This window comes from Streptomyces sp. NPDC003327, assembly GCF_053589515.1.
The window spans coordinates 160,267-173,406 of sequence record NZ_JBSFSA010000011.1; the positions used below are offsets into that span (position 1 = coordinate 160,267).

16 protein-coding genes are annotated in these 13,140 nt (G+C 72.4%); 13 read left to right on the forward strand and 3 right to left on the reverse strand.

Annotated features, from left to right (window positions below; all coding sequences use genetic code 11):
- Positions 1-173: 173 nt before the first annotated feature.
- Together ACWDVG_RS13390 and ACWDVG_RS13395 are read right to left on the reverse strand one after the other, a co-directional pair.
- Positions 174-1,808 (reverse strand): amidohydrolase, encoded by a 1,635-nt coding sequence (locus ACWDVG_RS13390; RefSeq protein WP_451699164.1) that lies wholly within the window; start codon positions 1,806-1,808, stop codon positions 174-176.
- Between the two features lie 141 nt (positions 1,809-1,949).
- On the reverse strand, positions 1,950-2,780 hold the full coding sequence (locus ACWDVG_RS13395) for an AfsR/SARP family transcriptional regulator (RefSeq protein ID WP_451699167.1): 831 nt from the start codon (positions 2,778-2,780) through the stop codon (positions 1,950-1,952).
- A gap of 612 nt (positions 2,781-3,392) precedes the next feature.
- Here ACWDVG_RS13395 and ACWDVG_RS13400 point away from each other — a divergent pair.
- Positions 3,393-4,643 (forward strand): MFS transporter, encoded by a 1,251-nt coding sequence (locus ACWDVG_RS13400; protein ID WP_451699170.1) that lies wholly within the window; start codon positions 3,393-3,395, stop codon positions 4,641-4,643.
- The gene (locus tag ACWDVG_RS13405; protein ID WP_451699172.1) at positions 4,640-5,617 is read left to right on the forward strand and encodes an ATP-grasp domain-containing protein; all 978 of its coding nucleotides are present in this window, start codon (positions 4,640-4,642) and stop codon (positions 5,615-5,617) included. The genes ACWDVG_RS13400 and ACWDVG_RS13405 overlap by 4 nt, the downstream gene beginning before the upstream one ends.
- 126 nt (positions 5,618-5,743) lie before the next feature.
- Here ACWDVG_RS13405 and ACWDVG_RS13410 read toward each other — a convergent pair whose 3' ends face one another.
- Entirely contained in the window at positions 5,744-7,288 is a 1,545-nt protein-coding gene (locus ACWDVG_RS13410) for an alkaline phosphatase family protein (RefSeq protein WP_451699174.1), read from the reverse strand.
- Between the two features lie 273 nt (positions 7,289-7,561).
- On the opposite strand from ACWDVG_RS13410, the gene ACWDVG_RS13415 reads away from it, so the two are divergent.
- The 11 genes from ACWDVG_RS13415 (at position 7,562) to ACWDVG_RS13465 (ending at position 13,083) form a co-directional block, all read left to right on the forward strand.
- A complete protein-coding gene (locus ACWDVG_RS13415) occupies positions 7,562-7,858 on the forward strand; it encodes a gas vesicle protein GvpO (RefSeq protein WP_451699176.1) in 297 nt (98 codons plus the stop codon).
- A gap of 79 nt (positions 7,859-7,937) precedes the next feature.
- Positions 7,938-8,375, forward strand: a complete 438-nt coding sequence (locus tag ACWDVG_RS13420; RefSeq protein ID WP_451699178.1) for a gas vesicle structural protein GvpA — start codon at positions 7,938-7,940, stop codon at positions 8,373-8,375.
- Positions 8,376-8,377: 2 nt separating this feature from the next.
- Positions 8,378-9,091 carry a GvpL/GvpF family gas vesicle protein gene (locus ACWDVG_RS13425; protein ID WP_451699180.1) on the forward strand — a complete coding sequence of 238 codons (714 nt, stop codon included), beginning with the start codon at positions 8,378-8,380 and terminating at the stop codon, positions 9,089-9,091.
- Positions 9,092-9,137: 46 nt separating this feature from the next.
- Entirely contained in the window at positions 9,138-9,392 is a 255-nt protein-coding gene (locus ACWDVG_RS13430) for a gas vesicle protein GvpG (RefSeq protein WP_451699182.1), read from the forward strand.
- A 70-nt stretch (positions 9,393-9,462) separates the two neighbouring features.
- Positions 9,463-9,780 (forward strand): hypothetical protein, encoded by a 318-nt coding sequence (locus tag ACWDVG_RS13435; RefSeq protein WP_451699184.1) that lies wholly within the window; start codon positions 9,463-9,465, stop codon positions 9,778-9,780.
- Positions 9,773-10,561 (forward strand): SRPBCC family protein, encoded by a 789-nt coding sequence (locus ACWDVG_RS13440; protein ID WP_451699186.1) that lies wholly within the window; start codon positions 9,773-9,775, stop codon positions 10,559-10,561. The genes ACWDVG_RS13435 and ACWDVG_RS13440 overlap by 8 nt, the downstream gene beginning before the upstream one ends.
- 124 nt (positions 10,562-10,685) lie before the next feature.
- Entirely contained in the window at positions 10,686-11,093 is a 408-nt protein-coding gene (locus tag ACWDVG_RS13445; protein ID WP_451699188.1) for a gas vesicle protein, read from the forward strand.
- On the forward strand, positions 11,090-11,956 hold the full coding sequence (locus ACWDVG_RS13450; RefSeq protein WP_451699190.1) for a GvpL/GvpF family gas vesicle protein: 867 nt from the start codon (positions 11,090-11,092) through the stop codon (positions 11,954-11,956). The genes ACWDVG_RS13445 and ACWDVG_RS13450 overlap by 4 nt, the downstream gene beginning before the upstream one ends.
- Positions 11,957-11,973: 17 nt before the next feature.
- Positions 11,974-12,210, forward strand: coding sequence for a gas vesicle protein (locus ACWDVG_RS13455; protein ID WP_451699211.1), 237 nt, complete (start codon positions 11,974-11,976; stop codon positions 12,208-12,210).
- Positions 12,207-12,554, forward strand: coding sequence for a gas vesicle protein K (locus ACWDVG_RS13460; RefSeq protein WP_451699192.1), 348 nt, complete (start codon positions 12,207-12,209; stop codon positions 12,552-12,554). Before ACWDVG_RS13455 ends, ACWDVG_RS13460 begins: the two co-directional genes overlap by 4 nt.
- Before the next feature lie 64 nt (positions 12,555-12,618).
- Positions 12,619-13,083: a hypothetical protein gene (locus ACWDVG_RS13465; protein ID WP_451699194.1), complete on the forward strand. Its 465-nt coding sequence runs from the start codon at positions 12,619-12,621 to the stop codon at positions 13,081-13,083.
- The last annotated feature ends 57 nt before the right edge of the window (positions 13,084-13,140 follow it).

Sequence of the window (13,140 nt, forward strand, 5' to 3'; positions counted from 1 at the left end):
ACGGTTCGGACGGGTCTCGTCCGGGGTCGACGTCGGGATGTCCTGGTACGGGGAGACGCAGCGGTGCGGGGTGTGCGGGTCTGCGGGTGGTCGCCGTGGCCGTGGGGCACACCGGACCGGGTGCCTCACCGTTCTCTCCCCCCGCGCGCGGTGTTCATGCCGCCCGAGCGGCGTCAGGAGCCGTGCACGAGGACCCCGCCCACGTAGGTGCGCTCGACGCGGGCGTCGGCGATCTCCTCCGGCGGCGCGGTCAGGATGTCGCGGTCCAGGACCACCAGGTCGGCCAGGTGCCCGGGGCGCAGGCTGCCGGCGTCGTCGTGGCCGTTCACGTGCGCAGAGCCGGCCGTGTACGCGGCCAGGGCGCCGGTCAGGTCGATGCGCTGTTCGGGCAGGAACACCCGCGGGTCCGCGGTCCCGGGCTCGCGGCGGTTGACGGCGACGTGGAGGCCGGCGAGCGGGTCGGGGCTGGAGACCGGCCAGTCGCTGCCCGCGGCGAGGGTGGCACCGGCCCGCAGCAGGTCCCCGAACGGGTACTGCCAGGCGGCCCGTTCGGGCCCGAGGAACGGGATGGTCAGCTCGTCCATCTGCGGCTCGTGCGCGGCCCACAGCGGCTGGATGTTCGCGAGGGCGCCGAGCGCCGCGAAGCGCGGCAGGTCGTCGGGGTGGACCACCTGGAGGTGGGCGAGGTGGTGGCGGTTGCCGCGCCGCCCGTTGGCGGCCACGGCCGCCTCGACCGCGTCGAGCGCCTCGCGTACGGCACGGTCGCCCAGCGCGTGGAAGTGCACCTGGAAGTCGAGGGCGTCGAGCGCGGTCACGTGCGCGCGCAGCGCCTGCGGATCGACGAAGCTCAGACCGGAGTTGGCGGTGGCGCAGCCGCAGGCGTCGAGGTACGGGGAGGTCATCGCCGCAGTGAAGTTCTCCGCGATCCCGTCCTGCATGATCTTCACCGAGCCGGCCCGGAACCGTCCGAAGCCCAACGCCTCGCGGCGCGCCACGAGTTCCGGGATCTGTTCGGCACCCCGCTCCCGGTCCCACCACAGCGCGCCGGTCACCCGGGCGGTGAGCGAACCGTCCCGCGCCGCGGTCAGGTAGGCGTCGGACGGGTCGGGCATGCCGTTGAACTCACCGAGCAGCGCGTCCTGCCAGCCGGTGATCCCCAGCGAGTGCAGCAGCTTCTGGGCCCGCATCAGCCCCGCGAGCCGGTCCTCCGGCGTGCTCGGCGGCACGAGCCGGGACACGAGCCCGGTCGCGCCCTCCTGGAGCATGCCGCTCGGGGCGCCGTCCGCCTCGCGCTCGACGCGCCCGTCGGCCGGGTCCGGGGTGGCGGCGGTGACCCCGGCGAGTTCGAGCGCGCGGCTGTTGGCCCAGGCGCCGTGGTGGTCCCGGTTGACGAGCAGCACGGGGCGGTCTCGTACGACGGAGTCGAGCAGGTGCCGGGTGGGCAGTCCGCCGGCGAAGGTCTCCAGGGACCAGCCGCCGCCGGTGATCCACTCCCGCTCCGGGTGGGCCTCGGCGTAGGCACGGATCCGTTCCAGACAGGTCCCGACGTCGACTACCCCGGTCAGGTCGCACTGCGCGAGCTCGCCGCCACCGCCGACGGCGTGGATGTGCGCGTCCTGGAAGCCGGGGAGCAGCAGCTTGCCGGTGAGGTCGACGACCTCGGTCCGGGGCCCGACGAGCTCGCGGACCTCGTCGTGGCCGACGGCCGTGATCCGTTCGCCGGTGACCGCGAGCGAGCTCGCGCGCGTGCGGGCCGGGTCCATGGTGAGGACGGGGCCCCCGGTGAGGACGAGATCGGCGTGGGGCATGCGGCGGCTCCCTTGCGTGCGGGCGCGCCTGACGGGCGCGGGGCGGCGGACAGGGCGTCATGGAAGCCGCTCGGCCGTTCGCACGTCAATCGTGTTGACGTAAGGCCCGACGGGCCGCGGAACGGCCCGGGCGCCCGGTACTCAGAGCATGCCGTCGGCGGACGCCGGAGCCTGCGCGTGCGCCGGGCCGGACAGCGTCGCGTACACGGGAGGCTGAGCGGTCGTCAAGCGCGGAGTCAGCCGACTGTCCTGGCAGAGGATCGCCTGGGCCAGGGTGCGCAGGCGGGGCCCGGGGTCGATGCCCAGTTCCTCGGCGAGGGTCTGCCGCACGCCGTGGAAGACCTCCAGGGCGTCCGCCTGGCGCCCGGAACGGTAGAGCGCGAGCATCAGGTCGGCGTGCAGGCTCTCGCGGCGCGGGTAGGTGTCGACCAGTTCGAACAGCTCGGGAATGACCTCCTCGTGCCGCCCGAGCTGCAGTTCGAGGGACGCCTGGTACTGGAGGGCCACGAGGTGCTCCTCCTCCAGGCGCGTCGCCCAGCCGCGCAGACCGTCGTGCGGGAGGTCGGCGAGGGCGGGGCCGCGCCACAGCTCGTGCGCCGCGCGCAGGAGCCGCGCCGCCTCGTCGACCCTGCCGAGCTGGTGCACGGCGCGGGCCTCCGCGACCTTCGCGCGGTACGCCGTCACGTCGACGGAGCACAGGTCGCCGTTCAGCCGGTATCCGGTGGCGCACGACTGGACCGCGTCCTCCGGGGCCCCGCCGTTGACGAGGGTCGTCCGGAGCATCCAGATGCCGGTGTGCACCTGGCCCAGGACCGTCCGGGGGGCCTTGTCGTGCCACACCGCCTTGATGAGGTGGCCGGTGGGCACGACGCGCCCCGGCTGGAGCGCCAGCGCGGCCAGGATTCCCCGCTGGCGGTGGCCCGGAACGATCACGTCGTCCGAACCGACCCGGACCTCGAGCGGTCCTAACACGGCGATGGCGACGGGCCGGGAACCGCCGCATCCGTCATCCCTGACATCTTCGCCATGTGAGTCATCGGTGAACATCCTGGGACCCTTCACGTGGTGACGCGCGTCGACTGCCGGTCGAGCTGTGCGTGAGAAGTAGACGGAAAGTGAGAGCGGTGTGTCAATGGACGCCCGTATCGGCGCGGTGAATGGCTGATTTCATGCCGAGTCGGGTCAACGTCACCGTGGGATTCCGCATGACGGACAGCGTTCGCACGAACGCGGACAAGGAGACGCGGACCGGGGGACGCGGACGAGGGCACGGAGGGGGACGAGAGCACGGACGCCGTCGGCCGCGCGGCGCCGGGTGCCTCTCGCCGGCCTCTCGGCCGCCTCTCGGCGCACGGGCATCCGGCACCGCCGCTCACCGTCCTCGGCGCGATGACCTGCGCGTACGTCGGGAATGTTGCGGCGGGCGGCGCGCGGGAGCGTTGCGGGGCATCCGCCGACCGCATAGCTTCTGCCCGTCCTGACGCCCCCTCCGCGGCGCCCCGTGCCCGGACGATCGACGGCGGTGCCATGCAGCTCAGCAAGTTCCGCAGCGGTGTGTCCCGAACCACCGGACCGTCCGGGCCCTTGCCGGGCCTTCGCCCGCTGCTGTGGGCCCAATCGCTCAGCCAGGCCGGATTCGTCGTCCTGAACCTGGCCATGCCGTTGCTCGCGGCGACCGGTCTGCGCGCGACCCCCTTCCAGGTGAGTCTGGTCGCCGCCTCGCAGACGGTCGCGTTCCTGCTGATCGGACTGCCGGTCGGGGTGTGGGTCGACCGGATGCGCAAACGTCCGGTCATGATCGTGGCCGACCTCGTACGGGCCGCCGCCCTCGCCGCGGTCCCCGTCCTGTGGGCGCTGGACGCGCTCGCCGTCGCGCACCTGTGCGCGGTGGCGTTCGTGGTGGGCGTCGCCACCGTGTTCTTCGACGTCGCCGACCAGAGCTACCTTCCCCATCTCGTCGGCCCCGACGGGCTGGTGACGGCCAACTCGCGCCTCGTCGTCGTCGACCAGACGGCCGCGGTGGCCGGGCCCGGCGTCGCGGGCCTGATCGTGCAGGCCCTCTCGGCGCCGCTGGCGGTGATGACGTCGGCGGTCGCGTACGTGGGGTCGGCGCTCTGCGTCGCCCGCATCCGGGACCGGCGGCCCGAACCGGTCGACCGGACGCCACGCGACCCCCTCGGGCGCTCGATCGCCCAGGGCGTCCGGTACCTGTGGGACCACCAGGTGCTCCGTCTCCTGGTGGCCTGCTCCACCACCATGACCTTCTGCTGGAGCATGGGGTACGGCATGCTCCTCGTCCTGCTGGCCCAGGACCTGGAGGTGTCGGCCGTCACCATCGGGCTGCTGTTCACGGCGGGCGGCGCGGGCGGTCTCTGCGCGACCCTGGTCGTACGCCGCGTCATCGAGCGCCTCGGCGACGGGCGGGCCGTCGTCCTGAGCGTGACCCTGGCCGCTCCGTGCACCCTGCTCGCCGGGTTCGCCGGACCGGGAGCGCGCCTCGCGTTCGTCGTCTGCGCCCAGTTCGCCTTCGCCGCGGGCCTGGTCGTCTACAACGTCGCCCAGGTGAGCCACCGGCAGAGAACGGTGCCCGCCCACCTGCTCGGCCGCGTCAACGCCACGGTCCGCTTCTTCGCCTGGGGGGCGCGGCCCCTGGGCGTACTCCTGGGCGGTGTCCTCGCCGAGTTCCACGGCGCCCGGTCCGCCGTCTGGGTGGGCGCCGCCGGGACGGCCCTGGCCTCCCTCTGGCTGCTCTGCTCCCCACTGCGCGGCATGCGCGTCCTCGCGCAGTCGCCGTCCGACCCGTCCGAGTCGTCCGCCCCCGAGGAGGCGCTGTGAACGACCGCTCGACCGATCCGTCCGCCCGACGGAAGCTGGTGTGGATCACCACTCCGGACAACTACGACCCGCGCGTGCAGGAGCGCCTGAAGCGCGAGGGCTCCGAGCGGGTCGACATGCTGCGCGCGGCCGGCTTCGACCTGCGGGTCGTCCATTCCTGCGACGTCGTCCCCGTCTGGAACGGGCGTCCGCGCCTCCTCTGCGGGAAGGAGGACCTGCTCGCGGAGTACGCGGGCTTCCTCATCACCTCCTGGTCGTGGGATCCGGCGGTCGCCCGGCACCTCGAAGCCGTCACCCGCACCGTACGGGCCTCCGACTGCGTCCTGCTCACCGACGGGACACTGGACCCCGACGCCTTCGGCCTCGACAAGCTGGCGATGTACCACCACGCGGCCGCGCTCGGAGTCCCCGTGCTGCCCACCGTCTCGGTGCCCTTCGGGCGCTACGCCCGGCGCGCCCTGGACGCCGTGGAGACGGAGCTGCCGGCCGGGCCGTACATCGTGAAGCCGCGCTCCATGGCCATGGGGTTCGGCGTGCTCAAGGTCGACACGCCTCAGCACCTGGCCGCGACGATCGACCTGCTGACGCCCGGCGGCCTCGGCTGTCTGGTGCAGCCGCACGTGCCGAACGACGGCGACGTACGCGTGTTCGTCCACGAGGGCAGGGTCATCGCCGCGCTTCTGCGCGAGCCGACCGGGGAGGCGTACCTCGCCAACGTCAGCCAGGGCGGCAGCGGTTCCGGCTACGAGCCGGCGGCCGAGGTGGTCGAGCTGAGCGAACGGCTGGCCCGGAGCCTGGAGGCGGACTACCTCTGCGTGGACTGGCTGGTCTCCGGGACCGGCTATGTGTTCAACGAGTGGATGACCGTCTCGGCCGGCTACGAGGACCTTCCGGACGCGGACCGCCGACGCGTCTCGGACGCCCTCGTCCACCACATCCGCCGCCGCCTCGACGAAGGCCCCCGCCCCCTCTGACGTACCCCGGGGGAACGCGGTCCGGCCGCCGCGCGAGGCATCGCGTCGACGGCCGGACCCCAGGTCAGGACTGCGGGATCAGGGCTCCGGATACGGAGTCAGGACTGCGGGATCAGGACTGCGGGATCAGGACTGCGGAGTGAGGCTGACGCGGTCGACCGTCCAGAACGCGCTGTCGGTGCCGGTGTAACGGAACGTCAGCTGTGCGGTGGCGGCCCCGGCCGGGACGTTCACCGTGACCGACTCGACCTGGTTGACGTTCGCCGTCCGGTACGACTTCAGCAGCTGCGGCGCACCGCCGTCGAAGGAGACGTACACGTCGCCGGTCTGCGGGCCGTTCACCATGTAGTGACTGGCGTACGTGACGCGCGCCGTGCTCGCACCGTTCAGCTGGTAGACCGGGCTGACCAGCGTGGAGTCGAACGGGCCGGTCCCGTGGGTCGCGTCGGCCCACTCGTCGGAGTCCGCCACGGCGAAGACGTCACGGGCCCGGACGTTGGACTCGCGGCCCTGGTAGCCCTCGGAGAAGCTCCAGAACTCGTCGGTCGAGAAGGCCCAGCCACGCCACTCGGTGACGCCGCCGCTCGGCATCGCCGAGTTGTCGACGCTCCAGCCGGCGGGCGGGGTGTGGGTGAAGCCGACGGTGTCCGCGGCGATCGGGTCGGGGGTGCCGGTCTCGTCGACCCGCGTCCGCAGCGAGCCGCGCAGCCCGTCGAACGCGTCGGGGGCGAGGTCCTGGATCGGGATGCCGTCCAGGCCCCAGGCCGGGTCGATCGCGACCCCGGTGTGCTTCAGGGCGGTGGCGGCGACGTCCGCGATCTTCACGTCGTGCCGCTGCGAACCCGCGTCGATTCCGCCGCCGTTGGCGATGACGAAGGACTTCCGGACGTTCGGGTTGTTGCCGCCGTGGCCGCCCTCGTCGACGTGCCCGTGGTCGGTGGTCACCATGATCAGCCAGTTCTCGCCCGCGTACGTGGCGCGGGCCCTGACGGCCGCGACGATCCGGCCGACCTGGCCGTCGGCGGTGCGGATCGCGTCGCGGTACTGCTGGCTGGTGCCGCCGAACTCGTGACCGGCGCCGTCCACGGCGTCCAGGTGGACGAAGGTGGAGTCGGGGTTGCCGTTGCGGAGGTAGTCGGCGGCGTCGACCGTGGTGGCATCGTCGTCGTAGTTGCCGTTCACCTTGACGTCGGTCTTCCCGCTGTTGAAGACCTTGCCGGTGATGTCCGGCCAGGAGCCCGCCACCAGCGTGGAGATCTGGGCGTTGGCGGTCTCCATGCGCGCGGTGTAGTCCGGGTAGAGGTCGAACCGCGACGTGAAGTTGTTGTCGACGACCTTGTGCTTGTCGGGCCAGACGCCGGTGGCGATCGTCGACCAGCCAGGGCCGGACATCGTGGACGACATCGGGTAGCCGTACAGGCTGCTCCGGGCGGTCAGACCGCCGGCCATCAGGGCCTTCAGGTGCGGGGCGTCGGACAGCATGAGCTGGTCGAACCGGACGCCGTCGATGCCGATCACCAGCGTCTTGTTGGTCTTGACCCCGTTCGGCAGGCCCTTGTAGGCCTTCACCGGCCGTGCGGCCTCGGCGGTGTCGCTCGTGAACGGGACGGTGAGCGCGGTGGCGCCGAGGGCCGCCGCGAGGAGTGTGAGCAGCGAGCGGGACGTGCGCACAGGGGACTCCTACATGAGGGGAGGGGAGGGAGTGGCGCTTCGAGCGCCTGGCCGAGCTTCGGGCGGCAGGGTGGAGTCCGGTGTTCCGCCGGACGACCGCCGGGTGAACAACGTCTCAAGCCCGGGCCCAGACCCGTTATGTTCTCGTGACCCGGGCACCGCGATTCGCGTCTCGCACGCATACAACGAGGGGCGCCGGGCACGCGGTCACCAGCCACGGACCGCGGCCGGGGGCCCTTCCCGGCCGGACTTCCCTGTGTGACGGACGGGACTATGAGCACGACCGACGGAGAACAGGACAACAAGACCCGATCGATCGACCTGGCGACGGCGATGCACCGCGCCTCCACCCAACTGGCGGAACTGCTGCGGTGCGACCCGGGATCCGTGTCGTCCGTGCGGGCGACCGAGGACGGCTGGTCGGCGGACGTGGAGGTCGTCGAGCTGGCGAAGATCCCGGACACCATGAGCGTGATGGCCTCGTACCGCGTCGCCCTCGACCCCGAGGGCCGGCTGGTCGGGTACGAACGCACCCGGCGCTACGCCCGCGGCCAGATCGACCGCCGTTGACGACGGCGGAAACCCCCCTCCCCTGGGCAGGTCCGTTGCTCCCTGAGGGCAACGGGCGCCGAAACGGAAGGAGTTCAGCGTGACACTCGTCCAACAGAGCAGTACGACGAGCGGCGGAAGCGGCTCGGGCAATCTCTACGACGTCCTGGAACTCATCCTGGACCGAGGCCTCGTGATCGACGCGTTCGTACGCGTCTCCCTCGTGGGCATCGAGATCCTCAAGATCGACGTCCGTGTGGTCGTCGCGAGCGTGGACACCTACCTCCGCTTCGCGGAGGCGTGCAACCGGCTCGACCTGGAGTCCGGGCGCAAGGCGCCGACACAACTCACCGACATCGTGGGCGAGATGACGGAGAGCGGCGCGAAGGGCAAGTCGAAGGGCGCCCTGACGGGCGCCGTCGAGGCGTTCACGGATTCCCTCCAGAGCAAGCGGGAGGAGTCCGAGGAGGAACCGAGGAAGCGGCCGGCGCGCAAGTCCACCTCCGGCCGGTCGTCTGCCACCCGGCGGGAGGAGTAGAAGTGCCGACCTATGTCTACGCGATCGTCTCGGCCGATCACCCGGCCTCCCTGGAAGGCCTCCAGGGAGTCGGTGAACCCCCGGCCGCGCTGCGGACCGTCTCCGCCGGGGACCTCGCCGCGGTCGTGAGCGACGCCGAGGAAGGGCTGCGCGCCAAGCGGCGGGACGTGCTGGCCCACGAGGCGGTGGTCGAGTCCCTGATGGCGGACGGAGCGACGCTGCCCATGCGCTTCGGGCTGCTCGGCCCGGACGACGGCAAGGTGGCCGAGGTCCTGGAGCACGACGGCGACGCCTACCGCGCGCGGCTGGGCGAGCTGGACGGCCACCTGGAGTTCCACCTCAAGGCGGCCAGGGACGAACAGGACCTGCTGCGCGAGATCGTGGCGGACTCGGAGGAGATCCGGCAGCTCAACGAGCGGACGCGGTCGGGCGACGCCGCCCAGGAGGACCGGGTCGCCCTGGGCGAGCTCGTCGCCCGCGAGGTTGCAGAGCGCAGCGCGGCACAGGCCGAGGACACCCTGAAGCGGCTGGAGCCCGTCGCCACCAAAGTCGCGCGGTCCGAGCCCGGGTCCGGCCACTTCCTCAACGCCTCCTTCCTGGTGCCCGCCGGGTCCTCGAAGGAGTTCGTGCACGCGGTACGGGAGGAAGCGGACCGCGGGGGCGACGCGTGCACCTTCACGCTGACCGGCCCCCTCCCGCCGTACAGCTTCGTATGACACGGCGGACGGCGCACGGTCGCGGCGGGGCGGAGGAGGCGGACGGATGGGACTGCTCGGCGACATCCTGACACTGCCCCTCGCCCCGCTGCGCGGCACGGGGTGGGTGATCGACCAGGTGCTGCAGGCCGCGGAACGGGAGTACTACGACCCCGGACCCGTCAGGGCGCGGCTCGCGGCGCTGGTGAACGACCTGGAGAACGGCCGGCTGGACCCCGACGAGTTCGACCGGCTGGAGGACGAACTCCTCGACCGGCTCGACGAGATCGAGGCGTACCGAGGGAGGACGGAGAACGGCTGATGTCGATATGGCTGATGTGGTCGATGTGGTCGACGTACAAGGAACGGGCGCGAGGGGAGGAGGCGGGCCGGTGAACCCGAAGAACAGCACCGTGGCCGCCGCACTGGTCGGAGGCTACCTGCTGGGAAAGACGGGGGTGGCCGGACTGGCCGTGGGGGCGGGGCTGTTCCTCGTCGGCCGCAAGATGGACCTGGACCCCTGGCGGCTCGGCCGGCTCGTCGTCGAGTCCCCGACGACGGCGGCGCTGGGCGCGCAGCTCCGCCGGGAGGTGGCCGAGGCGGCGAAGGCCGCGGCGGCCGAGGCCCTCGGCACGTGGTCCCCGAGCGGCACGCTCCGGACGTCCTCGGTGCCCCGTGCGCGCAAGGGCGGGGGCGACGGCGATGAGTGAATCGGCCCTGGGCAGGATCAAGAGCGACGTGCTCGACGGCCCGGCGGGCGAACGGCTCAAGGAAGAACTCCGGCTGTACCTGACGTCACGCTTCGAGGCCGCCGGACGGGGGGCCCTCCTGAAGGGCCTGGAGCGGGGACGGCGGGCGCTCGGCGAGGGGAAGACACCGCTGCGCGCCGCGCTGACGGTCGGCGCGCACGCCGCCAAGGACTCGGTGAAGAAGAAGGCGGTCGGGGTCGTCGGCGGGGGTCGCGGGCGGAACGGCGGCTCCGCGAAGCGCGTGACGGTCGTCGAGGACCTCGACGTCGGCGTTCCCCTGGAGGTGGCGTACGACGAGTGGGCGGCGTTCGAGGACTTCGGCATCGTCGCCCGGAACGTCGTCGACACCGAGGAGATCCAGGACAGGCGCATCGCCTGGACCGCCGAGGGCGCGCGGGGCACCGTCCACGGAGTCGTCACCTTCCACCGGCTCGCCGACGATCTCACCCGGATCCTCCTGGTGCTGGAGTACGCCCCCCGGGGGCTGCGCGGCAGGCTGCGGACCGCCTGCCGCGTCCCGGGCCGACTCGCCCGCCTCGACCTCGAGCGCTACCGCACGTACCTGATGCTGCGGGACGACGACGTCGACGACGAGGAGTACGAGGACGAGGACCAGGAGGACCTCTACGAGGACGAAGCGGTCGAGGGCGAGGACGTCGCATACGACGACGCCGCGTACGAGGACGAGGAAGAGGACGACGAGGAGTTCTACGACGAGGACTCCGACGAGGTCGACCGCTGATTGCTGACCGCTGATCGCTGACTCAAGACCCCAAACCCCAAACCCCAGACATTCGATCCCCGATCCCCGACCCCCGACCCCCGACCGACAGCAGACGCACCATCCCTGGAGAGGGGCGCACACCGTGTCCGAGACCTTCGCGGGCCGCCTGCCGGCCTCACCCCACGCCGGACCGCCGAGCAGCCGTCAGGGCTCGTCCGCGAACCTCGCGGACATCCTGGAGCGCGTGCTCGACAAGGGCATCGTGATCGCCGGCGACATCCAGATCAACCTCCTCGACATCGAGTTGCTGACCATCAAGCTCCGCCTGCTGGTCGCCTCCGTCGACAAGGCGAAGGAGATGGGGATCGACTGGTGGGAGCACGATCCCTCGCTCTCCTCGCGGGCGCGCGCGCCCGCCCCCCTCGACGACGGGGCCCGCCGCGAACGCCAACTGGTGGACGAGAACGCGTTGTTGCGCGCGGAGCTCGCGCGCCTGCGGAGCGGTGAACGAGAGGCCGTCACGGACGAAGGGACGGAGGGAACGCGATGACGACGACCGAGCGCACCGACGGCCAGACCGCTGGCCGGACCGACGCCCGGGAGGACTCCACCCGCGTGTACGTCTACGGCGTCGGCCGGGACGACGGGAGGCTCGCCCCCCTCGCCGGCGCCGGCGGCGGGGTGGACGGGCACGACGTGCGGTTGGTCGCGGGCGACGGCCTCGTGGCCCTCGCGTCGGCCGTTCCGGCCGCCGCCTTCGACGAGGAGCCGCTGCACCGCCGGCTTGAGGACCTCCCCGGGCTCGAGGCACTGGCCCGCGCCCACCACGCCGTCGTCGACGCCGCCTTCGCGCTGACCCCGGTCCTCCCCCTCCGCCTGGCCACGGTCTACACCGACGAGGAACGGGTGAGCGAGATGCTCCTCGCCCACCGGGGCTCCTTCACCGGGATGCTGACGTGGCTGGACGGCCACGTCGAACTGGGCGTGAAGGTCTTCGTGGACCCCGCCGCCGCGTCCTCCGCCGCGCGCCCCGCACCGGAGCCCGGCGCGGCGCCGACGAGCCCCGGCAGGGCGTACCTCCAGCAGCGCAGGCGACAGCGGCGCGGCACCGAGGAGCTCTACCGGGCTGCCGAGGAGGTCACGGGGCGGGTGACCCGGGCGGTCCAGGAGACCGCGCGGGCCGCCGTCACCCACCGTACGCAGCAGGGCGAGCTGTCCGGGGGGCGCGGCGTGAACGTCGCCAACCATGCCTATCTGGTGCCCGCGAACGCCGAGGCGCGGTTCCGGGCGGAGGTGGAGGCGGCCGGGAGCGGAGTGGCGGGCGTCCGGGTCGAGGTCACCGGGCCGTGGGCACCGTACTCCTTCGCCTCGCCCGTCACCGAGGGGGGCGAGGGGGGTGCGGCGACCCCATGAGCACCCCCTTCGTGGACATGGGCGTGCACGAGCCGGGCGACCGGCTCACCGGGCCGCCGGTCGCGCTGATCGACCTCCTGGACCGCCTGCTGACCGGGGGCGCCGTCCTGACCGGCGACCTGGTCCTGTCCATCGCCGACGTGGACCTCGTCCACATCAACCTGCGGGCGGTCATCCGGTCGATCACCGCCGACGACCCGGCGCCCTGGGCGCGCCCGGTCGGAATCGAGAGCCGTGAGGAGGACACCGCATGAGCCCGAACCACGTGCCGCTCGACCTGGAGGAACGCGGGCGCGCACCGGACGGTGCCGCCGTGGGCCACGCCCTGACGCAGCGGCTCTCCACGGACCCCGACACGGTGGAGCGGGACCTGATCAAACTCGTCCTGACGATCGTGGAGTTGCTGCGCCAGCTGATGGAGCGCACCGCCGTCCACCGGGTCGACCAGGGCGACCTCGGCGAGGAGGAGGAAGAACGCGTCGGCATGACGCTGATGATCCTGGAGGAGCGCATGGAGGAACTGTGCGCGCGCTACGGGCTGACCATGGACGACCTGAACCTGGACCTCGGCCCGCTCGGTTCGTTGCTGCCCCGGTGACCCGGAAAGCCCCGCTGGACCGTTTCACCGTTTCATCTGCCCGACACAGGCAAGGAGGAATGCCATGACTACATCGAACGGGAGTTCCGACAGTTCTCAGAGCACCGACGCCACGGCGTCGGCGAAGACCTCTTCGGCGAAGACGTCCTCCGCGAAGGGGACCTCGTCGCGCGGCAAGTCCCCGGCACGGACCGCCAAGCGGGCCGCTTCGACCGCGGAGCGCACCCGCTCGAAGGCCTCCACGGCCACGGACGGTGCCAAGTCCGCCGCGCGGGAGGCGAGTGAGACCGGCGCCCTGGGCGCGGTGACGGGCGGTCTGCAGACGGGCCGGGAAGCCGTCACGGCGAACGCGGCGAAGGTGACGTCCGCCGCCACCACGGCCTGGACGGTCGTGAAGAACCGCAAGGCCGTCGCGGCCGGAGCGGCGGCGGGGCTCGCCGGGGTCGCCGGCGCCGCCTTCGCGGCCGGTCGTGCGACCGCGCGGCCGGCCCTCGGACCGCTGACCCGCCTCGTCGGGGGCCGGATCTGACCGCGCCTTCCGTCCGGGCCTGATACGCCGCTGGTCCGCCCCGCGTCTGCGGGGCGG